At 69.9% G+C, this 21,790-nt stretch carries 22 protein-coding genes, 2 pseudogenes and 1 riboswitch; of the genes and pseudogenes, 15 read left to right on the top strand and 9 right to left on the bottom strand.

Translation table 11 applies throughout. The features are described 5' to 3' along the window. Positions 1-4: 4 nt before the first annotated feature. The 6 genes from B128_RS0111760 to fni are packed head-to-tail and all read left to right on the top strand — an operon-like array spanning position 5 to position 6,177. Positions 5-1,168 carry a cytochrome P450 gene (locus tag B128_RS0111760; protein WP_018112472.1) on the top strand — a complete coding sequence of 388 codons (1,164 nt, stop codon included), beginning with the start codon at positions 5-7 and terminating at the stop codon, positions 1,166-1,168. Next, a complete protein-coding gene (locus B128_RS0111755) occupies positions 1,165-1,866 on the top strand; it encodes a lycopene cyclase domain-containing protein (RefSeq protein WP_018112471.1) in 702 nt (233 codons plus the stop codon). Before B128_RS0111760 ends, B128_RS0111755 begins: the two co-directional genes overlap by 4 nt. Then, positions 1,863-2,531: a 1-acyl-sn-glycerol-3-phosphate acyltransferase gene (locus B128_RS0111750; RefSeq protein ID WP_018112470.1), complete on the top strand. Its 669-nt coding sequence runs from the start codon at positions 1,863-1,865 to the stop codon at positions 2,529-2,531. Before B128_RS0111755 ends, B128_RS0111750 begins: the two co-directional genes overlap by 4 nt. Continuing rightward, a complete protein-coding gene (locus B128_RS0111745) occupies positions 2,528-3,556 on the top strand; it encodes a glycosyltransferase family 2 protein (protein ID WP_018112469.1) in 1,029 nt (342 codons plus the stop codon). The genes B128_RS0111750 and B128_RS0111745 overlap by 4 nt, the downstream gene beginning before the upstream one ends. Before the next feature lie 57 nt (positions 3,557-3,613). Further along, entirely contained in the window at positions 3,614-5,182 is a 1,569-nt protein-coding gene (crtI, locus tag B128_RS0111740; protein WP_018112468.1) for a phytoene desaturase family protein, read from the top strand. Continuing rightward, positions 5,179-6,177, top strand: a complete 999-nt coding sequence (gene fni / locus B128_RS0111735) for a type 2 isopentenyl-diphosphate Delta-isomerase (RefSeq protein WP_018112467.1) — start codon at positions 5,179-5,181, stop codon at positions 6,175-6,177. The genes crtI and fni overlap by 4 nt, the downstream gene beginning before the upstream one ends. Here fni and B128_RS0111730 read toward each other — a convergent pair. Next, complete coding sequence (locus B128_RS0111730) at positions 6,174-7,115, bottom strand: YbgA family protein (RefSeq protein WP_018112466.1); 942 nt, start codon at positions 7,113-7,115, stop codon at positions 6,174-6,176. The genes fni and B128_RS0111730 overlap by 4 nt on opposite strands. 54 nt (positions 7,116-7,169) lie before the next feature. Here B128_RS0111730 and B128_RS0111725 point away from each other — a divergent pair, with 54 nt between their 5' ends. From B128_RS0111725 to B128_RS0111710, 4 genes and pseudogenes are all read left to right on the top strand, one after another. Then, positions 7,170-8,078, top strand: a complete 909-nt coding sequence (locus B128_RS0111725; protein WP_018112465.1) for a DUF72 domain-containing protein — start codon at positions 7,170-7,172, stop codon at positions 8,076-8,078. A gap of 45 nt (positions 8,079-8,123) precedes the next feature. After that, entirely contained in the window at positions 8,124-8,837 is a 714-nt protein-coding gene (locus tag B128_RS0111720; RefSeq protein WP_018112464.1) for a hypothetical protein, read from the top strand. Positions 8,838-8,860: 23 nt separating this feature from the next. Next, complete coding sequence (gene mntR, locus B128_RS0111715) at positions 8,861-9,520, top strand: manganese-dependent transcriptional regulator MntR (RefSeq protein WP_018112463.1); 660 nt, start codon at positions 8,861-8,863, stop codon at positions 9,518-9,520. Positions 9,521-9,525: 5 nt separating this feature from the next. After that, positions 9,526-9,720, top strand: a pseudogene (locus B128_RS0111710) (beta-eliminating lyase-related protein); the annotation flags it as partial. Positions 9,721-9,746: 26 nt separating this feature from the next. Here B128_RS0111710 and B128_RS0111705 read toward each other — a convergent pair. From B128_RS0111705 to B128_RS0111680, 6 genes and pseudogenes are all read right to left on the bottom strand, one after another. Next, complete coding sequence (locus tag B128_RS0111705; RefSeq protein WP_018112461.1) at positions 9,747-10,910, bottom strand: serine hydrolase domain-containing protein; 1,164 nt, start codon at positions 10,908-10,910, stop codon at positions 9,747-9,749. Positions 10,911-10,918: 8 nt separating this feature from the next. After that, complete coding sequence (locus tag B128_RS0111700) at positions 10,919-11,656, bottom strand: SDR family oxidoreductase (RefSeq protein WP_018112460.1); 738 nt, start codon at positions 11,654-11,656, stop codon at positions 10,919-10,921. A 45-nt stretch (positions 11,657-11,701) separates the two neighbouring features. Beyond that, the gene (locus tag B128_RS0111695; RefSeq protein WP_018112459.1) at positions 11,702-12,037 is read right to left on the bottom strand and encodes a hypothetical protein; all 336 of its coding nucleotides are present in this window, start codon (positions 12,035-12,037) and stop codon (positions 11,702-11,704) included. Then, a pseudogene (locus B128_RS0111690) lies at positions 12,018-12,725 on the bottom strand (ABC transporter ATP-binding protein); the annotation flags it as partial. The pseudogene B128_RS0111690 and the gene B128_RS0111695, both read right to left, overlap by 20 nt. A gap of 31 nt (positions 12,726-12,756) precedes the next feature. Beyond that, the gene (locus B128_RS0111685) at positions 12,757-13,785 is read right to left on the bottom strand and encodes a FecCD family ABC transporter permease (protein WP_018112457.1); all 1,029 of its coding nucleotides are present in this window, start codon (positions 13,783-13,785) and stop codon (positions 12,757-12,759) included. Between the two features lie 3 nt (positions 13,786-13,788). Continuing rightward, positions 13,789-14,643 (bottom strand): ABC transporter substrate-binding protein, encoded by an 855-nt coding sequence (locus B128_RS0111680; RefSeq protein ID WP_018112456.1) that lies wholly within the window; start codon positions 14,641-14,643, stop codon positions 13,789-13,791. 133 nt (positions 14,644-14,776) lie between these two features. Beyond that, positions 14,777-14,935, bottom strand: a riboswitch (cobalamin riboswitch). Between the two features lie 122 nt (positions 14,936-15,057). Between B128_RS0111680 and B128_RS0111675 the strand changes: the two genes are divergently transcribed. The 4 genes from B128_RS0111675 to B128_RS0111660 all read left to right on the top strand — a co-directional run bounded on the left by B128_RS0111675 (position 15,058) and on the right by B128_RS0111660 (position 19,420). Further along, the gene (locus tag B128_RS0111675; RefSeq protein ID WP_018112455.1) at positions 15,058-16,251 is read left to right on the top strand and encodes an ROK family transcriptional regulator; all 1,194 of its coding nucleotides are present in this window, start codon (positions 15,058-15,060) and stop codon (positions 16,249-16,251) included. Continuing rightward, the gene (locus B128_RS0111670; RefSeq protein ID WP_026175229.1) at positions 16,208-17,443 is read left to right on the top strand and encodes an ABC transporter substrate-binding protein; all 1,236 of its coding nucleotides are present in this window, start codon (positions 16,208-16,210) and stop codon (positions 17,441-17,443) included. Before B128_RS0111675 ends, B128_RS0111670 begins: the two co-directional genes overlap by 44 nt. 61 nt (positions 17,444-17,504) lie before the next feature. After that, the gene (locus tag B128_RS0111665) at positions 17,505-18,614 is read left to right on the top strand and encodes a carbohydrate ABC transporter permease (RefSeq protein WP_018112453.1); all 1,110 of its coding nucleotides are present in this window, start codon (positions 17,505-17,507) and stop codon (positions 18,612-18,614) included. Then, a complete protein-coding gene (locus B128_RS0111660) occupies positions 18,614-19,420 on the top strand; it encodes an ABC transporter permease subunit (protein ID WP_026175228.1) in 807 nt (268 codons plus the stop codon). The genes B128_RS0111665 and B128_RS0111660 overlap by 1 nt, the downstream gene beginning before the upstream one ends. Here B128_RS0111660 and B128_RS0111655 read toward each other — a convergent pair. Beyond that, positions 19,417-20,016 carry a protoglobin domain-containing protein gene (locus B128_RS0111655; RefSeq protein WP_018112451.1) on the bottom strand — a complete coding sequence of 200 codons (600 nt, stop codon included), beginning with the start codon at positions 20,014-20,016 and terminating at the stop codon, positions 19,417-19,419. The two genes, B128_RS0111660 and B128_RS0111655, sit on opposite strands and share 4 nt — an antisense overlap. Positions 20,017-20,058: 42 nt before the next feature. Between B128_RS0111655 and B128_RS0111650 the strand changes: the two genes are divergently transcribed. Beyond that, positions 20,059-20,970, top strand: a complete 912-nt coding sequence (locus tag B128_RS0111650; RefSeq protein ID WP_018112450.1) for an NADPH:quinone oxidoreductase family protein — start codon at positions 20,059-20,061, stop codon at positions 20,968-20,970. On the opposite strand, the gene B128_RS0111645 is transcribed toward B128_RS0111650, so the two are convergent. Beyond that, positions 20,967-21,788 (bottom strand): Rossmann-fold NAD(P)-binding domain-containing protein, encoded by an 822-nt coding sequence (locus tag B128_RS0111645; RefSeq protein ID WP_018112449.1) that lies wholly within the window; start codon positions 21,786-21,788, stop codon positions 20,967-20,969. The two genes, B128_RS0111650 and B128_RS0111645, sit on opposite strands and share 4 nt — an antisense overlap. Positions 21,789-21,790 lie beyond the last annotated feature (2 nt).

Raw genomic sequence — 21,790 nt, 5'->3', positions numbered from 1 at the left:
AACCATGACGGCCACCCTGGACCTGAAAGCCGCTCTCCCCCAGCTCAGACGCCTGCGGGAAGCCCCCCTGGAGGTGCTCTTGGCCTGGGGGAAGGGCCATGCCCGCCTCCGCCTGCCCGTACCCGGGATGCCCCTCTTCCTGGTCTTTGACCCCGAGGGGGTGGAGCGGGTCCTCCTGGGGGAGGAGAACAAGGCCACCTTCCAGTACCGGGAGCTCTCCCGCCTCACGGGGCGGGGCCTCCTCACCGACTGGGGGGAAGGCTGGAAGAGGGCGCGCCGGGCCCTCAAGGACCCCTTCCTTCCCCGGGCGGTGGCGGGGTACCGGAAGGCCTGGGAGGAGGAGGCCAGGGCCTTCTTCGGGGCCTGGAAGGAGGGGGAGCGGCGGGACCTGGACAAGGAGATGCTCCACCTGTCCCTCAGGCTCCTGGGGCAGGCCCTTTGGCAGCGTCCCCTCCCCGAGGCCCTGGCCGAGCGGGCCCTTTCCGCCTTGGAAAGGATCATCGCCCGCACGCAAAACCCCCTGGCCCGGCTGGACCTCCTGGGGGAGTGGCGCTTCCAGAAGGACAAGGGGGCCCTGGAGAAGGAGGCCGAGGCCCTCCTCCAGGTCCCCCCCCTCTCCGCCCTGCCCCGGCCAAGGGCCATGGCCGAGGCCAAGACCCTGCTGGTGGCCGGGCACGAGACCGTGGCCAGCGCCCTCACCTGGAGCCTCTTCCTCCTCTCCCGCAGGCCGGACTGGCAGGGGTTGGTGGCCCAAAGCTTCCCCCACGCCTTGGCCGCCTTCCAGGAGGCCCTCAGGCTCTACCCCCCGGCCTGGATCCTCACCCGCAGGGCCGAGACCCCCCTGGACCTGGGGGGAGACCGGGTCCCCCGGGGGGCCACGGTGGTCCTCTCCCCCTACGTGACCCAGCGGCTCCACTTCCCCGAGGGGGAGGCCTTCCGGCCCGAGCGCTTCCTGGAGGAGAGGGGAACCCCGTCAGGGCGCTACTTCCCCTTCGGCCTGGGGAAAAGGCTCTGCCTGGGGCGGGACTTCGCCCTCTTGGAGGGGCCCATCGTGCTTCAGGCCTTCTTCCGGCGCTTCCGCCTCTCTCCCCTCCCCGAGCCCAAGGTGCACGCCGGGGTCACCCTCAGGCCCGAGGGGGGCCTTTGGGCCCCACTGGAGGCCGCATGACCTACCTGGAGTTCCACCTGGTCTTCCTCCTGCCCCCCCTCTTCCTCCTCCTCCTCTGGGCCAGGCCCAGGCCCCCCAGGCTCTGGGCCTACCTCCTGATGCCCCTCATCGCCCTCCTCTACACCACCCCCTGGGACAACTACCTGGTGTGGAAGGGGGTCTGGGGCTACCCCGAGGGCCGGGTCCTCCTCCGCCTGGGCTATGTGCCCCTGGAGGAGTACCTCTTCTTCCTCCTGCAACCCCTCCTCACCGGGGCCTTCCTCCTGCGCCTGGCCCATAGGCCCCCGGCCCCGGGACCCGGCCTGGCCCGGGTGGTGGGGGGAGGGGTGTGGCTCCTCCTGGCCGCCCTGGGGGTGATGCTCCTGGCCCTGGGGGGGCCTTACCTCTACCTGGGCCTCATCCTGGCCTACTTCGCCCCGGTCTTCGTCCTGCAGTGGGCCTTCGGCGGCGACCTCCTTTGGGCCTGGCGGGGGCCTTTCCTCCTGGGGGTGAGCCTCCCCACCCTCTACCTTTGGGCCGCGGACTTCTGGGCCATCACCCGGGAGGGCATCTGGTGGATTGCCCCGGAGTACACCCTGGGCTATGGGGTGCTGGGACTACCTCTGGAGGAGATGGTGTTCTTCCTCTTCACCAACCTGGCGGTGGTCCAGGGACTGCTCCTGGCCTGGCATCCCGAGGCCCTGAGGCGCCTGCGATGAGGCTTTCCCCTGAGCGCCCCGCCGCCCGCCTCCTCAGGTTTTTTGTGGAGGGCCTCCTCCTCCTGAGCCTCAAAGGAAGCCTGCGGGGGGTTTACCTGCGGGGAGAGGTCCCCCCGGGACCCCTGGTGCTGGCCATGAACCACCACGGGTTTTACGACGGCCACCTGGTGTGGTTCTTAGGCAAACTCCGGGGAAAGCCCGTGAGCCTCCTGGTGGCGGAGGAGAACCTGAAGGCCTTTCCCGTGCTGGCCCTGGCGGGGGCCCTCGAGGCCCCCCGGGTACGGGAGGCCCTGAGGCGGCTTGGACGGGGGGAGTGGGTGGCGGTGTTTCCCGAGGGGGAGATGCGCTACCCAGGCCCCTTGGGCCCCCTGCGCCCCGGGGCGAGGTGGCTGGCCGAGCGGGCAAGGGTCCCCCTCCTCCCCGTGGCCTGCCGGGTGGTCCTGAGGGGGTTTGAACACCCCGAGGCCTTCCTCTGGGCAGGAAGGCCCCTGTCCCCCGGGGAGGACCTAGGGGAGGCCCTGGGAGGGCTTCTGGCCCGGCTGGACGCCCTCCTGGCCCAGACCCACCCCCGGGAGGTCCCCGAGGGGTTCCGGGAGGTCCTCAAGGGGCGGCGGAGCCTGGAGGAGCGGGTGCGCCCTCTGGTGGAAGCCCTGAGGCGGGTATGACCGGGGACTTCTTCTTCGGCGTCCTCCTCTTCCTCCTCCTGCGGTGGTTCACCCTCCTCTACAACCTTCTCCGCTTCCCCCAGCTCCTGCCCGCCCCCACCCCCCCTGGGGCCAGGGTCTCCATCCTGGTGCCCGCCCGCAACGAGGCGGAAAACCTAAGGCGCACCCTTCCCTCCCTCCTCCGCCAGGGGGCCCTGGAGGTCCTGGTCCTGGACGACGGCTCCCAGGACGGCACCGCCCAGGTGGCCGAGGCCGTGGCCGGGGGGCACCCGGGCTTCCGCCTCCTCCGGGGCCGCCCCCTCCCCCCGGGCTGGAGGGGGAAGAACTGGGCCTGCTGGCAGCTGGCCCAGGAGGCCAAAGGGGAGGTCCTGGTCTTCACCGACGCCGACGTGTACTGGCAGGAGGGGGCCCTGGGGGGATTGCTGGCGGCCTTGGAGGGAAAGGAACTGGTCTCCGCCCTCCCGCGGCAAGAGCCGGGCAAGGACCTGGGCACGGCCGGGGTGGTGCCCTTCGTCATGGGGGGACTCTTCTCCTTCCTGCCCCATCCCCTTCTGGAAGCCCTGCGGGTGGCCAACGGCCAGGTGCTGGCCTTTTCCCGGGAGGCCTACTTCCGCCTAGGGGGGCACCGGGCGGTGCGGGAGGAGATCCTGGAGGACGTGGCCCTGGCCCGGAAGGTCCCAGGCTACCGCCTGGTCCTGGGCACCCGCCTCTTCCGGGTGCGGATGTACCCCAGCTACCCCGAGGCCGTGGCCGGGTTCGGCAAAAACTTCCTGGAAATCCACCTGAAAAACCCTGCCGTCCTCCTGGGCTCCGCCTTCTACCACCTGGCCCTCTACACCCTGCCCTGGGCCTTTGGCCGGCCGGAGCTGGGGCTTTTGGGCCTGGGGGAGCGCCTCCTGGTGCAGGTGGCCCTGGGGGGTCCTGCGTGGCCCGCCCTCCTCACCCCCCTGGCCCCCCTTCTCCTCTTGCCCGTCTACCTGCGGGCCCTTTTGCCCGGCAAGCGCTGGAAGGGCCGGGTGCTCTAGGCCCGTGTGTGGGCCACGCTCAACTTGCAAAGGACCCAAGCCCGGTAAACTTCTCCCATGCGCGCCATCGTCATTGGCAGTGGGGTGGGTGGGCTTTCCGCGGCCATCCGCCTGGCGGCCATGGGCCTGGAGGTCCTGGTCCTGGAAAAGCTGGACGGCCCCGGGGGACGGGCCCGGGTGCACCGGGCCGAGGGCTTCACCTTTGACATGGGGCCCACGGTGATCACCGTCCCGGCCTTCCTGGAGGACCTCTTCGCCACCCGGCCCGGGGACCCCAGGCTCTACCCCGACTTTCCCCAGGAAGAGGGGCTTCGGCACACGGAAAGGTACGTGAAGCTGGTCCCCCTGGACCCCTTCTACCGCATCCACTTCCCCGACGGCACCCACTTTGACTACAACGACGACCGGGAGCACCTCCTGGCGGAGATCCGCCGCCTGGCCCCCGAGGACCTCGAGGGCTACCTGCGCTTCGAGCGGGACGCCAAGGCCATCTTCCAGCGGGGCTTTTTGGAGCTGGGCTTCACCCACTTCGGAAGCCTGGGCGACCTCCTGCGGGTGGCCCCGGACCTCCTGCGCCTGGATGCGGTGCGGCCCCTCTTCTCCTTCGTGAAAAAGTACTTCCAAAACCCCAAGATGCGGCGGGTCTTCTCCTTTGAAAGCCTCCTCATCGGGGGCAATCCCCTCTCGGTCCCCGCCATCTACACCATGATCCACTTCGTGGAGCGCAACTGGGGCGTCCACTTCGCCATGGGGGGAACCGGGGCCCTGGTGGCGGGGCTGGTGCGCAAACTGAGGGAGCTTGGGGGGGAGATCCGCTACCAGGCCCCCGTGCGCCGCATCCTCACCCAGAAGGGACGGGCAGTGGGGGTGGTCCTGGAAAGCGGGGAACGCCTGGACGCCGACCTGGTGGTCTCCAACGCCGACTACGTGCACACCTACGGCGAGCTCCTTTCCCCTGAGGACCGCCGCTGGCACGGGGACTGGCGGCTTAAGCGCACCCGGCTTTCCATGAGCCTCTTCGTGGCCTACTTCGGCTTCCGCGCCCGGGGGGACGAAGGGGAAAGGCTGAGGCACCACAACGTCCTCCTCTCGGAGCGCTACGAGGGCCTCCTCCAGGACATATTCCAGAAAAAGGTCCTTCCGGAAGATTTCGCCCACTACCTGCACCTCCCCACCCTCACCGACCCCTCCCTGGCCCCTCCGGGGCACCACGCGGCCTACACCCTGGTGCCCGTGCCCCACAACGGGAGCGGCCTGGACTGGCGGGAGCTTGGGCCCAGGTACCTGGAGAAGGCCCTCGGCTACCTGGACGAGGCCGGGTACCTGCCCGGGCTCATGGACCGGCTGGTCTACGCCCACTTCATCACCCCCGACTACTTCCAGTGGACCCTCAACAGCCACCTGGGCAACGCCTTTGGCCCCGAGCCCGTCCTCTGGCAGACGGCCAGCTTCCGGCCCCACAACCGCTCGGAGGACGTGAAGGGCCTTTATCTGGTGGGCCAGAGCTACCAGCCGGGGGCAGGCCTGCCCAGCGTGATGATGTCCGCCAAGATGACGGCCCGCCTCATCGCCCACGACCTGGGCCTGGAACGCCTCCCCCGGGCCCTGGAGGAGGCCAGGGCTTGAGCACCCTGGAAAGGAAGCGCAAGCACCTGGAGGCCTGCCTCCAGGGGGAGGTGGCCTACCAGCGCACCACCACGGGGCTGGAGCGCTACCGCCTGCGCTACCAGGCCCTGGCGGGGCTTGCCCTTTCGGAGGTGGACCTCACCACCCCCTTCCTGGGCAAGACCCTGAAGGCCCCCTTCCTCATCGGGGCCATGACCGGGGGGGAGGAGAGGGGAGAAGCGATCAACCTGGCCCTGGCCGAGGCGGCGGAGGCCCTGGGGGTGGGGATGATGCTGGGCTCGGGGCGGATCGTGCTGGAGCGGCCCGAGACCCTAAAGAGCTTCCAGGTGCGCAAGGTGGCCCCCAGGGTCCTCCTCATCGCCAACCTGGGCCTGGCCCAGCTTCGCCGCTACGGGCGCCAGGACCTCATCCGGCTGGTGGAACTCCTGGAGGCCGACGCCCTGGCCTTCCACGTAAACCCCCTGCAGGAGGCGGTGCAGAAGGGGGACACGGACTTCCGGGGCCTCCTCAGGAGGCTGGAGGAACTCCTCCCCCTTCCCTTCCCCGTGCTGGTGAAGGAGGTGGGGCACGGCCTGGGGCGGGAGGCGGCCTTGGCCCTGAAGGACCTGCCCCTGGCGGCAGTGGACGTGGCCGGGGCCGGAGGGACCAGCTGGGCCCGGGTGGAGGAGTGGGTGCGCTTCGGGGAAGTGCGCCACCCGGAGCTCTGCGAGATCGGCATCCCCACGGCGGAGGCCATCCAGGAGGTGCGGGCGGTGCTCCCCCACCTGCCCCTCATCGCCTCGGGGGGGGTCTATACCGGCACGGAGGCCGCCAAGGCCCTGGCGCTGGGGGCCGACCTGGTGGCCATGGCCCGGCCCCTCCTGCGGCCTGCCCTGGAAGGCCCCCAAAGGGTGGAGGCCTTCCTACGCGACTACCTGGAGGAGCTCAGGGTGGCCCTTTTTGCCGTGGGGGCCTGCACGCCTAAAGAGGCCCGGGGAAGGGTTTACCCCATCTAGGAGGTCTTGAGGTCCATGAGGGCCCTGGGGTAAGGGGCGAAGAGGGCCTGGGCCTCCAGGTAGCCCTCCCCGAAGCGCAGGGCCCAGGACTGGAGGAGGGCGAGGGGGGCCTCGAGGGGAAGGCGTTCCTCCCGGAAGGCGGAAAGAAGCTCCAGAAAGTGGGCCTTCTCCCTAGGGGAAAGCCCCTTCTTGAAGTAGCCAAAGGCGTGCAGGAAGGCATCGGCCATGGCCCCCAGGCGGAAGGGGAGCCGGGTAGCCCGGAGGAACCCCTCCTCGTAGGCCCGCCTCACCTCCTCCAGGGGCCTGCCCCTGGATTCGGCCAGGAGCCGGCCCAGGGCCCGGGCCTCGCTCTGGTGGTAGGCCATGAGGAGGAGCTTGTAGCGGGCGTGGAAGGCCTGGAGGCCCGGGAGGTCCTCCACCTGCCTCAGCCGGGCCAGGCCGAAGATGCGGGTGAAGAAGTGGGCGCGCACGCGGGCGCTGGTAAGCCTTCCCTCGTCCTCCTTGGGGAGGAGGGGGAAGGCCCTTTCCACCGCCTGGGCGAAGAGGCCTGGGCCCCGCCCCACCGTCCCGCCCCCCTGGGCGTGGGCATAGACCCGGGCGTCTTTTAGGGCGCAGGAGGGGGAGCGGTTCTTGAGGATAAACCCCTCCACGGGGGGAAGCCCGGCCAGAAACCCCCGGCTGAAGGCCTCCATGGCCTGGGTGAGGTCCTCGCCGGTCTGGGGCTGTACCATGCGCACCCCCCCTTCCCCCCGGACCAGGCGCACCGTGGGCCTGGGCACCCCCAGGCCCATCTCCACCTCGGGACAGACGGGGAGGAAGTCCACAAACTCCCTCAGCACCCCCACCACCCGGTCGGGGATGAGCTCCCCCGAGTAGCGCACCGCGGCGAAGCCCAAGCAGGCGCTCACCACCACCCGGGGCCGCGGCCAGGCCTCCATGCCCCTAGGATACCCGCCCTTGCCAGCCCCGCCCCGCCCTGCCACCATAGAGGCGTGGCGGAAATCCGCGTGGGCACCGCCAGCTGGACGGACGAGACCCTCCTGGCCTCCGGCTGGTACCCCCCAGAGGTGAGGAGCCACCCAGAAAGGCGCCTGCGCTACTACGCCCAGCACTTTGACACCGTGGAGGTGGACAGCACCTTCTACGCCCTGCCCCGGGAAGGGGTGGTGGCCAAGTGGGTGGAGAGGACCCCCCAGGGCTTCCTCTTCCACGTGAAGGCCTACTCCGCCTTCACCGGGCACGGCCTCGAGGCCCAGGCCCTTCCCAAGGACCTCCGCGCCCTCCTGCCCCGCCAGGAGGGGCACCTGGCCCAGCGGGAGGTGCCCCAGGAGGTGGTGGAGGAAGCCTGGAAGCGCTTCTTCGCCGCCATCGCCCCCCTCAAGGCGGCGAGAAAGCTGGGCTACCTCCATTTTGGCCTTCCCCCCTGGACCGAGCCTAAGCCCCGAAGCTTCCAGTACCTGGAGCATCTGGCCGAGCGCACCCGGGGCTACCTGGTGGCGGTGGAGTTCCGCAACCCCAAGTGGTACGTGGCCTGGGGCTTCGTCAAGAAGGAACTGGAACGGCTCGGCCTGATCCACGTGAGCGTGGACGCCCCGCCCCACCCCGAGGCCCCCCCCAGGGTGCTGGAGCCCACCCACCCCGTGGCCGTCCTGCGGTGCCACGGCAGGAACGCGGAAACCTGGAAAGACCCCCACGCCAAACCCTATGAGCGCTTCAACTGGCGCTACTCCGAGGAGGAGCTAGAGGACCTGGCCGCGGCCACCCGCACCCTGGCGGAGCGGGCAGAGAGGGTGTTTGTCATCTTCAACAACAACTACGGCACCCAAGGGGTGGAGGCGGCCTTAGGCCTCAAGCGCCTCCTGGGCCTGGGGCCGCCCCCCTGGAGCCAGGCCCTCCTCTAGGCTAGGACATATGTACCCGTTCCACAGAACTATGCTGGGCTCCGTATGGAACTGGCGGTGCTCACCGAGCGGTATGGGAGGGAGCGGGAGGTACCGGGGGTCTACCTCTGGGACCCGCTTAAGGAGGGACTGGAGGCGGCGGTGAAGAGCCTCCTCACCCTTTACGACCAAGTGCTCCTCATCCTTTCCAAACCCCCCCTGGGAACCCACACCCCTCTGGCAGAGCACCTGGTCAGGGAAAACCCAAGGCGCCTCCTCCTCTACCCCACCCCCCTGTTTGGGCCGGGCCTCGAGGCCCTGGCGGAACGGGCGGGGGAGCTAGCCAAAAGCCTGGACGTCCCTGCCCTCCTCCAGGAGCTGGAGCGCACGGAGCGGGAAGGACGGCTTTACCTGGCCTCCGCCAGCCCCGAGCACCTACGGGCTTTGGGCTGGCTCCCCCCCGCCGGGGGTATGGTGCTGGGCTTGGGGTTCTGGGCCCTCTTCGCCCTGGAGGGGGAGGCCCTACGCCTCCCGCCCCTCCCCGTGCCGGAAGGGCGTCTGCCAGGGGTCCTGGCGGGCCTCTGGGGCGGGCAGTACCCCGGCAGGCGGGTGCGGGTCCACCTGGCCATGGGGGATGTGCCCCAAACCTGGCGCAAGGAGCTTCCCGAAAGGCTCCAGGCCAGCCTGAGGTTGGAACGGGGCCGCGTGGTCGCCCCGGGGGAGGACCTTCGGGGCCGGCTGGGCCCCAAGACCCTGGTGGGCTTCGCCTACCCCCTCTAGCCCTCCGTGCTACCTTTAGGGGGATGGCCCGCCCTCCCCTGTCCGAAGCCCAGGAGGACTACCTGAAGCACCTTTTCCTCTTGGAGGCCGAGGGCCAGGGGCCAGTCCCCACCCAGGCCCTTGCCCGCCGGCTAGGGGTCCGCCCCCCCTCGGTGACGGAGATGCTGAAGAAGCTGGCCCAGCTGGGCCTGGTGGAACACACCCCCTACCGGGGGGCCCGCCTCACGGAGGCGGGGCAACGGGTGGCCCTGGAGGTGTTAAGGCATCACCGGCTCCTGGAGGCCTACCTGCACCAGGCCCTGGGCTACGGCTGGGAGGAGGTGCACCAGGAGGCGGAGAGGCTGGAGCACGTGATCAGCGAGGCCCTGGAGGAGCGCATCGCCGAAGTCCTGGGCCACCCACCCTTTGACCCCCACGGGGACCCCATCCCCAGCAAGGAGCTGGCTCTTCCCCAAGCCCCAGGCATTCCCCTGGCCGAAGCCCCCCTGGGGGCCGCACGGGTGGTGCGGGCCCTGGCCCAGGACCGGGGCACCTTGAACCTCCTGGCCCGGCTGGGGCTGGTCCCCGGGCAGGCCCTCCGGGTGCTGGACAGGGAGGGAGGAATCCGGGTGGAACTCGGGGGCGAGGTGCTGCTTCTGCCCCTGGAGCTGGCCCGGGCAGTGGGGGTGGAGGCCTTAGCCTGAAGGGCATGGAGCCCATAGACCTCAGGAGCGACACCCTCACCCGGCCCACCCCGGCCATGCGCAAGGCCATGGCGGAGGCCGAGGTGGGGGACGATGTCTACGGGGAAGACCCCACGGTGAACCGCCTCCAGGCTCTGGCGGCGGAGGTGCTGGGGGTGGAGGCAGCCCTCTTCCTCCCCACGGGCACTATGGCCAACCAGGCCCTGGAGCGGGTGGAGGCCGCCCTCTAGAGGGCCCCGTAGACCAGGGTACGGAAGACCAGGTGAAGGCGCTGCCCCAGGCGGGAATGGAGGGCCTTTTCCGGCTCCAGGACCGAGAGGAGGTTGGGAGCCTGGGTGAGGAGGAGCGCGGAGAGGCCCAAGGCGGGGTCCACAAAGAAGAAGGTCCCGCCAAACCCCCACCAGTACCAGTCCCCCGGGCTCCCCGGGGCCAGGCCCGCTTCCCCCAAACGCACCGCCACCCCCAGGCCGAAGCCGTAGCCGGGGCCTGGCAGGTACTCCGGGCCCCGCCTCGGGGCCTCGAGGTAGAGGGGGCCCAGGTGGTCCTGGGTCATGAGGCGGGCCAGGCGGGGATGGAGGAGGCCCCGGCCCGTGCGCAGGGCCTCGAGGAACCGCAGGTAGTCCCCCGCCGTGCTCACCCCGCCAAGCCCCCCAGCATACCGCGGGGGCTCGGCCTCCACGGGGATGAGGCGCAGGCTCCGACCCGTCTCCTTATCCCGGGGAAAAGGCTGGGCCAGACGGGAGGGGTCGTTGGCGGAAAAACCCGAGTCCTGCAGGCCCAGGGGGGCAAAGACCCGCTCCCGCAAAAGGGCTTCCAAGCTCTTTCCGGCAAGGGCCTCCAGCAAATGCCCAAGCACATCCGTGGCCAGCCCGTACTCAAAGGCCTCCCCGGGTTGGAAGCGGAGGGGAAGGACAGCAAGCCGCTCCAAAAAGGCCTCCCGGGAGAGGTCAAAGCGGTCCACCCCGGCTTCCAGGTAAAGGCGCTTCACCGGGGAGCGGAAGAAGACCCCGTAGGTGAAGCCCGCGGTGTGCCGCAAAAGCTCGTAAACGGTGAGGGGTGCCCGCAGGGGCTCCAGCACCACCTCCTCCCCCACCTCCCGCCCCACCTGGAGGCGGGCAAACTGGGGCAGGTACTTCTCCACCGGGTCCTGGAGGGAAAGGGTCCCCTCCTCCACGAAGGTGAGGGCCAGGGCGCTCACCCAGGGCTTGGTCATGGAGTAGATGCGGAAGAGGGCGTCCTCCCGCATGGGGGTGCCCTGCCCCGGGTCCAGGTACCCCCCCACCCCCAGGTAGGCCACCTCCCCTTCCCGGGCCACCAGGGCCACGAAACCGGGCAGAAGGCCCTCCTCCACCAGGCCCCTTAAGTAGGCATCCAGACGGGAAAAGCCCATGGCCCTGGCTAGGCGGGGGCAGCCCCGATGGTCCGTCCCCCGTCCACGAAGAGCACCTGCCCGGTGATGAAGCTGGACTCGTCCGAGACCAGGAAGAGGGCCGCGTAGGCCACCTCCAGAGGCTGCCCCGCCCGGCCTAAAGGCGTGGCGGCGATGGCCTTCTCCCGCACCTTCTCCGGCACCTTGGCCGTCATCCGCGTCTCAATGAACCCCGGGGCCAGGGCGTTCACCCGGATGCCAAAGCGCCCCAGCTCCAGGGCCAGGGTGCGGGTGAGCCCCACCACCCCCGCCTTGGAGGCCACGTAGTTGGCCTGCCCCAGGTTCCCCAGGTACACCCGGGAACTGGTCAGCACGATGGACCCCGGGTTCCGCTCCCGCATGGCCTCCGAGGCCGCCCTGGCCACCAGGAAGCTCCCCGTGAGGTTCACCCGCAGCACCGCCTCCCAGTCCTCCAGGGGCATCTTCCAGTGGAAGTTGTCCCGGGTGATGCCCGCGTAGTGCACCACCCCGTCCAGGCGGCCGAAGGCCTCCAGGGCCCGCCGGAAGCCCTCGGCCACCGAGGCGGGGTCGGCCACGTCCATGGCTACCGGCAGGGCCCCCGTGGCCGCCGCCGCCTCCCCCAAGGGGCCTTCCTCCAGGTCGCAGGCCACAAGCTGCGCCCCCTCCCGGGCAAAGAGCTCCAGGGTGGCCCGCCCGATCCCGTGGGCCGCTCCCGTGATGAGCACCACCTTGTCCTTGAGCCGCATGCCTTACCCCCTTGCGACCGAACGGTCGGTAAGGCCACGCTACCCCTACTCCCCCGGGAACGTCAAGTCGGGAAGCCGCCAGGCGTAGTAGGGGGTCTCCACAAAGGCGGGTGGCCCCCCCAGGTAGACCCGGAGACCGGGCAGGGCCAGGGTCTCCCCCTCCCACTCAAAGGCCAGGGGGTCCACGGCCAGGGGGTAGTGGAGGACCCCCTCCCGGGGCAGGCCCAGGCGCAGGCGTTCAGGGGGCGAAAGCCGGCCCACCAGGAGGTAGCGGGCGCGCTTTGGGCCGCTTTCCGTGTAAAAGGGCACCTCCTCCCCCAGGTCCAGGAGGAAGGCGCGGCCGCGGATGTAGAGCCTGGCCCTATCCGTCCAGGTAGACATGGGGCCTCCCCTCCAGGAGGGCCACCCGCACCCGGGGACCGTAGAGGCCCCTCAGGAAAGGCTCGGTGAGCACGGCCTCCGGGGAACCTTCGGCCAAAAGCCTCCCCCCCTTGAGCACCGCCACCCGGTGGGCCAGGGCCGCCTGGTTGGGGTCGTGGAGCACGGCCAGCACCCCCACCCCCAGCCGGGCCAGGCCCTGGAGGAGGGCCACCACCTCCAGCTGGTGCTCCAGGTCCAGGTAGGTGGTGGGTTCGTCCAGGAGGAGGTAGCGGGGCCTGGCCGCCAGGGCCCGGGCCAGGAGGACCCTTTGCCTTTCGCCCCCGGAGAGGGTGCCCAGGAGACGGTGGCGGAAAGGAGCGGTCCCGGTGACCTCCAGGGCCCAGGCCACCGCCTCCTTGTCCTCCGGCCCCTCCCGCCCCCAGAGACCCAGGTGGGGAAGCCGCCCCAAGCGCACCACCTCCTCCACCAGAAGTCCCTCGGGGTAGGGCCCGCCCTGGGGCAGATAGGCCAGGAGCTGGCCCCGGCGGTAGCTCCCGTAGGCCGCAAGGGGCTTCTCCTCCAGGTAGACCCCTCCCGCCCTAGGCCGCAAAAGACCCGCCAGCACCCGGAGCAGGGTGCTTTTACCTGAGCCGTTGGGCCCCAGGAGGGCTACCCATTCCCCAGGGGCAAGCCGGAGGTCTACCCCCAAAAGGGCGTGGGGCCCCACCACTCCCCTGGCCTCAAGCCCGCCCACGGCGCCTCCACATGAGGTAGAGGAAGAAGGGCCCCCCCAGGAGGGTGGTCACCACCCCCACAGGGAGCTCCGCCGGCCGGGTGAGGGTGCGGGCCAAGAGGTCGGCCAGGACCAGGAGCACCGCCCCGCCGAGGGCGCTGGCAGGCAGGAGGAGGCGGTAATCCTCCCCCAGAAGCCGCCGTAGGGTGTGGGGGGTGATGAGCCCCACGAAGCCGATGATCCCCGCCTGGGCCACGGCGGCGGCGGTGAGGAGGCTGGCGGCAGCCAGGAGGAGGAACTTAAGGGCCGTGAGGGGAAGGCCCAGGCTTTGGGCCACCTCCTCCCCCAGCTGCAGGGCGTTGAGCACCCGCCCCAGGAGGAGGAGAGGGGGTAGGGCAAGGAGGAGGAAGAAGCCCAGGACGCGCACGGAGGGCCAGCCCAAAAAGGCCAGGTTGCCCAGGGTGTAGGCGAAAACTGCCCGCACCCGGTCGGCATCCTGGAGCATGAGGTAGGTGGTGAGGCCGGTGAGGACGCTCCCCACCACCACCCCCGCCAGGACCAGCTCCCCCGTCCGCGCCACCCCTCCCGCCAGGACCAGGGTGAGGAGGGTGGCCAAAAGAGCCCCCAGGAAGCCGAAGAAGGTGGCAGAAAGGGGAAGGCCCTGGAAGACCGCATGCTGGGCAAAAGCCGGGGAAAGCCCCCCCAGGAGGACCGCCAGTAGGGTTACGCCGAAAGCTGCCCCCGCGGCCGAGCCCATGAGGTAGGGGTCGGCCAGGGGATTGCGGAAAAGGCCCTGGAAGGCGGCCCCCGCCACCCCCAAAGCCGCCCCCACCAGCATCCCCCCCAGGACCCGGGGCAGGCGCATCTCGGTGACGATGGGGTCCTCCTTCAGGCCCAGAAGGGCCTGGGCCACCTCCAGGGGAGGAACGGGCACCGCCCCCAGGGCCACCCCCAGGACCAGGGCCAGGAGGAGAAGGAGGAGGAGCCAGAGGAAGACCAGGCTCCGCCTAAGGGCCAGGGGCAGGGCCCGGGTCATGGCCTAACGCCCGTGGAAGCAGTCCACCAGAAGCCTCAGCCCCTGGGCCACCCGGGGGCCGGGACGGGAGAGGAGGCTATCCTGGCCGCCGGTGTAGACGCAGATGCGCCCCGCCTGCACCGCCCGCACCCGGGTCCAGCCGGGGCGGGCGCGGATGGCCTCCAAGGCCCCCGGGTAGGTGGCCACGATCACCTCGGGGTTCTTCTCCACCACAAACTCCGGGGCGATCTTGGGGAAGAGGCCCAGCTCCCTGGGCACGATGTTCACCCCCCGGGCCTTCTGGATGAGGACCCCGATGAAGCTCTCCGGGCCCACGGTGTAGGGGGTGGGGTCAATCTCGTAGTACACCCGGGGGCGGCTCGGGGCCTTGGCCCCCCGGGCCTCCTCCTGGTAGACCTCCTTCTGGATCTGGGCCACCAGGCGCTCCGCCTGGGCCTCCAAGCCCAAAAGCCGGCCCAGGATGCGGGTGGTGCGGAAGATGTCCTCGTAGGTCTCGGTGCGCACGGCGTACACGGTAAGCCCCGCCCGCTCCAGGGTTTCATAAAGGCGGCCGTACTTGGACACCAGCACCAGGTCGGGCTTCAGGGAGACGATGAGCTCGGGGTTGGGGTTGTAAAGCCCCCCGGCCTTGGGCAGGCGCTTCACCGCCTCGGGCCAGTCGGAGTAGTCGTCGGTGGCCACCAGCCGGTCGCAGGCCCCCAGGGCGCACACGGTCTCCGTCACCGAGGGGAGCATGGTGACGATGCGCTTGGGAGGAGCTTTGACCGTGACCGTGCGCCCCAGGTCGTCGGTGAGGGTGAGGGGAAAGGCCAAGGCCAGCGCCCAAAGAACCGCAAGGAATGCCAGGATCTTCCGCATGCCTACCTCCCTAAGGCCGCTAGGGCCAGGCCCGGGGGAGGTAGGGAACGCCCCTGCCGGAGAACGGCAGGGGCGCAAAAGGCTTTTTGGCCCCCATCGCTCCCCCCATCCGCGTGAGGTGCCCGCCCATGGGGCAAGGCGGGCGGCCCTGGCAGGTATTCGGGCTTCCGGTCTGCGAAGCGAGGCTTGTGGCTTGACCGGTTACCGTTGCGGGACAGCGCCGGACTTGCACCGGACTTCCCCACTTTAAGCCTGGACTACGCGCCCAGGCACCAGGGCAACGGGACCTGGCTTTGGGGCCCTAGCGGGCCTTAGCTAGAGGCTAAGGCCTCAGGGGGCAAAAGGCAAGGGGCTTGACGGAGGGCCGGGGGGGTGATTTACTTAGTCCTGAGAACGAACTAAAGGGGGCAGCGGGTGCGCAAGGGGGATGCACAGGAAATTCGCAGACTGAACCGCCGGGCCATCCTGGGCCATCTGCGGCGGGGCCCCCTCACCCGTGCCGACCTCTCCCGGCTCACCGGCCTGGCCAAGAGCGCGGTGAGCCGCCTGGTGGAAGAACTCCTCCAGGAAGGCCTCCTGGAGGAAGGAGCCGCCACCTCTCCCCCCCTGGGCCGGCCCGGCACCCTCCTGCACCTGCGCCCCAGGGCCCGCTTCGCCCTAGGGGCGGAACTGGGGGTGGAGGGGACGGTGCTTCTGGCCCTGGACTGGCGGGGAGAGGTGCTCTGGGCCCGGGAGTGGCGCCATCCGCCGGAGGCCGGGCCTAAGGAACGCCTAGCGCGCCTCCTGGAAGAGGCCCTCCCCCAGGCCAAAAACGCCCTGGGCCTGGGCTTCACCCTGCCCGGGGTGGTGGTGGAGGGAAGGCTTCTTCTGGCCCCCAACCTGGGGTGGCAAGAGCTGGACCTAAACCCCCTGCTGGGGGACTTCCCCCTGCCGGTCCTGGCCGAGAACGACGCCAAGGCCTCGGCCCTCTCCGAGGTCTTCTTCCACGGGGAGGCCAACCTGGCCTACCTGGTGCTGAGCACGGGCCTGGGGGTGGGGGTGGTGGCGGAGGGGCGCCTCCTAAGGGGAGCCAACGGAGCCGCCGGGGAGGTGGGCCACTGGCTGGGGGAAGAGGCCAAGCCCTGCGCCTGCGGCCGCCGGGGGTGCCTGGAAACCGCCCTGGGCCTTGGCACCCTCCTGGAACACCACCGGGCCTTGGGAGGAAAGGCAAAGGACCTGGAGGAGCTCATGGCCCAGGCTGCCGGGGGAAGCCCTGAGGCCCAGAAGGCCATGGACCACCTAGGGGAGGCCCTGGGCCGCTTTTTGGCCAACCTGGCCGTGGCCTACGACCCCGCCCGGGTGGTGGTGGGGGGAAAGGCGGCAGAGCTTTTCCCCCTGCTGGAAGGCTCCCTGCGCCGGGCTCTGGAGGCCCACGCCTTCTTGCCCGCCCACCGGGTCCTGCCCGTGCAACCCTCGGCGTACGGACACCTGGCCCCGGCAGTGGGGGGAGCCAGCCTCTTCTTGGCGCGCTTTTTTGAGTTGGGCGGCCTGTGGGCAGAAGGCCCACGTCGCAATGGAGGTAGGTATGAGGAAGTGGCTTTTGGCGATGGGCGTGGTATTGGGGCTTAGCGCCCTGGCCCAGACGGGCAAGCTGGAGATCTTCTCCTGGTGGGCGGGGGACGAGGGGCCGGCCCTCGAGGCCCTCATCCGGCTCTACAAGCAGAAGTACCCCAACGTGGAGGTCATCAACGCCACGGTGACCGGGGGCGCGGGGGTCAACGCCAAGGCGGTGCTCAAGACCCGGATGCTGGGGGGCGACCCGCCGGACAGCTTCCAGGTGCACGCGGGCATGGAGCTCATCGGCACCTGGGTGGTGGCCAACCGCATGGAGGACCTCACCGGCCTCTTCCGGCAGGAGGGTTGGCTCCAGGCCTTCCCCAAGGGCCTCATTGACCTCATCTCCTACAAGGGGGGCATCTGGAGCGTGCCGGTGAACATCCACCGCTCCAACGTCATGTGGTACATCCCTGCCAAGCTCCGCGAGTGGGGCGTGAACCCGCCCAGGACCTGGGCCGAGTTCCTCTCCATCTGCCAGACCCTGAAGGGCAAGGGCCTCCAGGCCCCCCTGGCCCTGGGGGAGAACTGGACCCAGCAGCACCTCTGGGAGAGCGTGGCCCTGGCCCTCCTGGGCCCTGACGGCTGGAGCAACCTCTGGAACGGCAAGCTGAAGTTCACCGACCCCAAGGCGGTGGCGGTGTGGGAGACCTTCGGCAAGGTGCTGGACTGCGCCAACAAGGACGCCGCCGGCCTCTCCTGGCAGCAGGCGGTGGACCGGGTAGTGGCAGGCCAGGCCGCCTTCAACATCATGGGGGACTGGGCCGCGGGCTACATGGCCACCACCCTCAAGCTCCGCCCCGGCACCGACTTCGCCTGGGCCCCCTCCCCCGGCACCTCGGGGGTCTTCATGATGCTCTCCGACTCCTTCGGCCTGCCCAAGGGGGCCAAGAACCGCCAGAACGCCCTCAACTGGCTGCGGCTGGTGGGCTCCAAGGAGGGCCAGGACGTCTTCAACCCCCTCAAGGGCTCCATCGCCGCCCGGCTGGACTCCGACCCCGCCAAGTACAACGCCTACGGCCAGGCGGCCATGCGGGACTGGAAGTCTAACCGCATCGTGGGCTCCCTGGTCCACGGGGCCGTGGCCCCCGAGAGCTTCATGAGCCAGTTCGGCACCGTGATGGAGATCTTCCTCCAGGGCCGGAACCCGCAGGCGGCGGCCAACGCCGCCCAGGCCATCGCCGACCAGGTGGGCCTGGGCCGGTAAGACCTAGGGGCCCGTGGGGGTACTGGGCCTCAGCCCCCACGGGCCTTTTCCTGGAGGCAAGATGCGCGATCGGATCACGGCCTTTCTCGTCCTCCTCCCCTCCTTGGTGGCGGTGGCCATCTTCGTCTACGGCTTCATCGGCCAGAACCTCTGGGTCTCCCTAACAGACTGGGGCAAGAACCCCGCCCAGGCCCTGGCCCTGAGACCGGAGCTAAGGTTCGTGGGCCTGGACAACTACCGTGAGCTCTTCACCGGCTTCGTGGACATGCGCTTCCGCCAAAGCGCGGTGAACCTCATCTTCTTCACCCTCTTCTTCATGGCCGGAAGCCTGGGGCTGGGGCTACTCCTGGCCATAGCCCTGGACCGGGGGCCCAGGGGGGAAGGGTTTTTCCGCACGGTCTTCCTCTTCCCCATGGCCCTCTCCTTCGTGGTGACCGGGACCATCTGGCGCTGGCTCCTCCAGCCCCAAGGGGGGGTGAACGTGCTCCCCACCCTCTTCGGCCTCCCCCCCCTCGCCTTCCCCTGGCTCACCACCCGGCAGCAGGCCCTGGTGTTTGACTGGAACCTCCTTCCCTTCTACACCGCCTTGGTGGTAGGCCTGGTCCTCCTCTATGTGGCCTGGCGGGCCCACCGGGAAGGGGAAAGAGGGCGCCGCTTCTGGAGCCTCCTCTCCGGAGGGGTGCTCCTCCTTTGGGCCTTCACCCTGGGCCGGAGCACCCAGCTTTTGCCCTACCCCGAGCCCCACGGCTTCAGCCTGGCCCTGGTGGGGGTAATCCTGGCCGCGGTCTGGCAGATGTCGGGCTACACCATGGCCCTGTATCTGGCGGGACTACGGGGCATCCCCGTGGAGGTGCTGGAGGCAGCCAAGGTGGACGGGGCCAGCGAGTGGCAGACCTACCGCCACGTGATCCTTCCCCTCCTGGCCCCCATCACCCTCTCAGCCATGATCGTTCTGGGGCATATCGCCCTCAAGATCTTTGACCTCATCTTCGCCATGGCCGGCCTAGACTACGCCCCCACGGACGTGCCCGCCATCTACATGTACCTCCTGGCCTTCCGGGGTAACCAGTTCGCCAAGGGGGCGGCCATCGGCATCCTCCTCCTCCTCTTGGTGGCGGTGGTGGTGATCCCCTACCTGGCGAGCCAGCTCAGGAAGGAGGTGCGGCGGTGATAGGGCGCCTTCTCCTCTACGCCTTCCTCCTTCTGGCCACCCTCTTCTTCCTCCTGCCCGTCTACCTGGTGGTCCTCACGGCCTTGAAGGAGCCCGCTAAGATCACCCTGGACACCGTCTGGCAGTGGCCAGACCCGGTGTACTGGGAAAGCTTCCGCATCGCCTGGGAGGCCTTCCGGCCCAAGTTCCAAAACAGCCTGGTGCTGGCCGTTTCCGCCACCCTGCTTTCCGCCATGGTGGGGGCCCTGAACGGGTACGTGCTGGCTAAGTGGCCCTTCCGCGGGTCCAACCTCCTTTTCGCCCTCATGCTCTTTGGGATGTTCATCCCCTACCAGAGCATCCTCATTCCCCTCTTCCAGTTCGTGAAGGCCATCGGGCTCTACGGGACCCTCTTTGGGCTCATCCTGGTGCACGTGGTCTACGGCATCCCCATCGTCACCCTGATCTTCAAGAACTACTACAGCGAAATCCCCGACGAGCTGGTGGAGGCCGCCCGCATAGACGGGGCGGGCTTCTTTGGGGTCTTCCGGCACGTGATCCTGCCCCTTTCCGCCCCTGCCTTCGTGGTGGTGGCCATCTGGCAGTTCACCCAGATTTGGAACGAGTTCCTTTTCGCCGTGACCCTGACCCGGCCCGAGAGCCAGCCCATCACCGTGGCCCTGGCCCAGCTGGCCGGAGGAGAGGCGGTGAAGTGGAACCTACCCATGGCCGGGGCCATCCTGGCCGCTTTGCCCACGCTTTTGGTCTACATCTTCCTGGGGCGGTACTTCCTCCGGGGCCTCCTGGCGGGTTCGGTGAAGGGCTAGGAGGGGCTGAGCTGGGCCAGGAGGGTGGCGGCCATCTCCTGGGCCTTGTGCACGAAGGTCTGGGGGTCCTCCTGCCAGCTCAAGGCCAGGGCCTCGAGGTAGGCCTCTAGGTACTCCTCAGCGATGAGGGCCATCACGGTGAAGGCCAGGCGGCGGAAGGCATCCTCCAGGGCCCGGGCCTCCTCCAGGGGCAGGCTTTCCCGGGCCTTCCCCGCCACCACCCCGGTGACCCAGTTCCACATGGCGGCCATCATGGCGTTGGTCACCCCCCGGCGCAGGTGCACCAGGCCCACCAGGGCCTGCCAGGCGAAGTACTGGCCATTGAAGGGGCCCCGGAGGGTCCTCAGGTACCAGTCGCGGAGGGTCTTCTCCCGGGCCGGCCGCTCCCCTTCCCGGAAGACCGCCCGGGTGGCGGGGTGGCCGAAGAGGGTATCGTAGAAGCCCTGGACCAGCTCCTCCGTCCAGGTCTCCATCAAGGGGGCATGGCGGGCCAGGACCTTGCCGTCCTCCACGGGGCGGAAGCGGGCCGCGGGGGGAAGCTGGCTCCAGATCTCCTGGGCCACCTGGTAGAAGCGGGCGAGGTTGCGTCCCGTCATGCCCCTCAGGATACCAGCTACCCCTCCTGGTAGACTGGCCCCATGCGCGCCTGGGTGCAAGAACGCCTGCGGGCCCCCATGGTCCTCAAGGAGGTGCCCGAGCCCTCCCCGGGGCCGGGGGAGGTGGTCATGGAGGTGGAGGCGGTGGGCCTGAACTTCGCCGACCACCTCCTGCGGCTTGGAGGGTACCTGACCCGCGTCCACCCCCCCTTCACCCCGGGGATGGAGGCGGTGGGGCGGGTGGGGGGAAAGCGCTACGCCGCCCTCATGCCCCACGGGGCCCTGGCGGAGCGGGTGGCGGTGGCCCAGAAGGCCCTCCTGCCCGTTCCCGAGGGGCTTTCCCCCGAGGAGGCCGCCGCCTACCCCGTCTCCTTCCTCACCGCCTACCTGGCCCTGCGGCGGGCGGGGGCCAGGCCCGGGGAGTGGGTCTTGGTGCAGGCGGCGGCAGGGGCCCTGGGCACCGCCGCGGTCCAGGTGGCCAGGGCCCTGGGCCTCAGGGTGGTGGCGGCGGCCTCGAGGCCCGAGAAGCTCTCCCTCCCCCAGGCCCTGGGGGCGGAGGTGGTGGCCCCCTACGAGGCCCTATCCGAGCGGGTGAAGGCCTTAGGGGGCGTGGACGTGGTCCTGGAGGTGCGGGGAAGCGCCCTGGAGGAGAGCCTGAGCCTCCTCAAGCCCCTGGGCCGCCTGGTGTACATCGGGGCCGCGGAGGGGGAGGTGGCCCCCCTGAACCCCCTAAGGCTCATGCGGCGCAACCTCACCGTCTTGGGCTTCTGGCTTGGGCCCCTGCTCTTGGACCAAAGCCTTCTGGAGGAGGCCCTGGCCTTCCTCCTCCCCCGGCTGGGAGGGGAGCTCAAGCCGGTGGTGGGAGGGGTCTTCCCCTTCCTCGAGGCCGAAGCCGCCTTCCAGGCCCTCCTGGACCGGGGGCACACGGGGAAGATCGTGGTGCGCGTACCCTAGTCCAGGCCCAAATGGACCCGCACCGCCGCCAGGTCAAAGAGGGCGTGGCCCACGCTCTTGAAGAGGATGGGGTCCCCCTGGGCCCTCCGCCCCATGAGGGCCTCCCGCAGGGGGACCACCGGCCTGGCCAGGCCCTGGAGCTCCCCCGCCTCCACAAGGGCGTCCTCGGTGTCGCAGTAGACCGCGGCCCTTCGCACCAGAGCCTCCGGCACCTCCCGCATCTCCGGGCGGAAGCTCCCCACGGCGGCGATGAAGACCCCCTCCGGTACCTCCTCGGGGAGGACGGGCGTGGGGCTGGGGGTGGCGGTGACCAGGAAGGCCACCTCTGAGGGTACCTCTTCCCCCTTCCACTCCTCGGCCTGAAGGCCCAGGGCCCGGGCCTTCCGCAAAAGGGCCTCCAGGCGCTCCCGGCTTCGCCCCCGCACCAGCACCCGGGTGAGGGCGAAGCCCTGGTGGAAGGCCTCGAGGTGGGCCTCCCCTTGCGCTCCCGGCCCCACCAGCAAAAGCGCTCCCTCCCGCCTGGGGGCAAGAAGCCTGGCGGCCAGGAGGGAGAGGGCCGCGGTGCGCCAGCGGGTGAGGGCCTCCCCCGGCAGGTGGAAGACCTCCCCGGTGTCCAGGCGCCTGGCCCAGACCTCCGCCCCCACCCGCGGCTCCCGGTGGGCTTCCACCGTCACCAGCTTGCACACGGCCACCTCCCCGTCCGCCGCCGGCATGACCAGAAACTGCCCTCCAGGCAGGGAAAGGACCTGCCTCCGGGGCGCCTCCGCCCCCCGGAGGAGCACCTTGCGGATGGCCTCCGCCAACCTTACATAGTCCATGC

Origin of the sequence: Thermus igniterrae ATCC 700962, from assembly GCF_000376265.1 — a bacterium.
GTDB classification, from domain to species: domain Bacteria; phylum Deinococcota; class Deinococci; order Deinococcales; family Thermaceae; genus Thermus; species Thermus igniterrae.
The sequence above is the reverse complement of the archived record's forward strand: the minus strand, read 5'-3'. Positions and strand labels throughout refer to the sequence as shown.

Excerpts from the sequence above, each read along its gene's own strand:
- B128_RS0111745 (WP_018112469.1), top strand. The coding sequence starts at position 2,528 with ATGACCGGGGACTTCTTCTTCGGCGTCCTCCTCTTCCTCCTCCTGCGG.
- B128_RS0111755 (WP_018112471.1), top strand. The coding sequence starts at position 1,165 with ATGACCTACCTGGAGTTCCACCTGGTCTTCCTCCTGCCCCCCCTCTTC.
- B128_RS0111655 (WP_018112451.1), bottom strand. The coding sequence starts at position 20,016 with ATGACGGGACGCAACCTCGCCCGCTTCTACCAGGTGGCCCAGGAGATC.
- B128_RS0111645 (WP_018112449.1), bottom strand. The coding sequence starts at position 21,788 with ATGGACTATGTAAGGTTGGCGGAGGCCATCCGCAAGGTGCTCCTCCGG.
- crtI (WP_018112468.1), top strand. The coding sequence starts at position 3,614 with ATGCGCGCCATCGTCATTGGCAGTGGGGTGGGTGGGCTTTCCGCGGCC.
- B128_RS0111720 (WP_018112464.1), top strand. The coding sequence starts at position 8,124 with ATGGAACTGGCGGTGCTCACCGAGCGGTATGGGAGGGAGCGGGAGGTA.
- B128_RS0111760 (WP_018112472.1), top strand. The coding sequence starts at position 5 with ATGACGGCCACCCTGGACCTGAAAGCCGCTCTCCCCCAGCTCAGACGC.
- B128_RS0111680 (WP_018112456.1), bottom strand. The coding sequence starts at position 14,643 with ATGCGGAAGATCCTGGCATTCCTTGCGGTTCTTTGGGCGCTGGCCTTG.
- B128_RS0111665 (WP_018112453.1), top strand. The coding sequence starts at position 17,505 with ATGCGCGATCGGATCACGGCCTTTCTCGTCCTCCTCCCCTCCTTGGTG.
- B128_RS0111730 (WP_018112466.1), bottom strand. The coding sequence starts at position 7,115 with ATGGAGGCCTGGCCGCGGCCCCGGGTGGTGGTGAGCGCCTGCTTGGGC.
- B128_RS0111695 (WP_018112459.1), bottom strand. The coding sequence starts at position 12,037 with ATGTCTACCTGGACGGATAGGGCCAGGCTCTACATCCGCGGCCGCGCC.
- B128_RS0111685 (WP_018112457.1), bottom strand. The coding sequence starts at position 13,785 with ATGACCCGGGCCCTGCCCCTGGCCCTTAGGCGGAGCCTGGTCTTCCTC.
- B128_RS0111700 (WP_018112460.1), bottom strand. The coding sequence starts at position 11,656 with ATGCGGCTCAAGGACAAGGTGGTGCTCATCACGGGAGCGGCCCACGGG.
- B128_RS0111750 (WP_018112470.1), top strand. The coding sequence starts at position 1,863 with ATGAGGCTTTCCCCTGAGCGCCCCGCCGCCCGCCTCCTCAGGTTTTTT.
- B128_RS0111650 (WP_018112450.1), top strand. The coding sequence starts at position 20,059 with ATGCGCGCCTGGGTGCAAGAACGCCTGCGGGCCCCCATGGTCCTCAAG.
- mntR (WP_018112463.1), top strand. The coding sequence starts at position 8,861 with ATGGCCCGCCCTCCCCTGTCCGAAGCCCAGGAGGACTACCTGAAGCAC.
- B128_RS0111705 (WP_018112461.1), bottom strand. The coding sequence starts at position 10,910 with ATGGGCTTTTCCCGTCTGGATGCCTACTTAAGGGGCCTGGTGGAGGAG.
- B128_RS0111670 (WP_026175229.1), top strand. The coding sequence starts at position 16,208 with ATGAGGAAGTGGCTTTTGGCGATGGGCGTGGTATTGGGGCTTAGCGCC.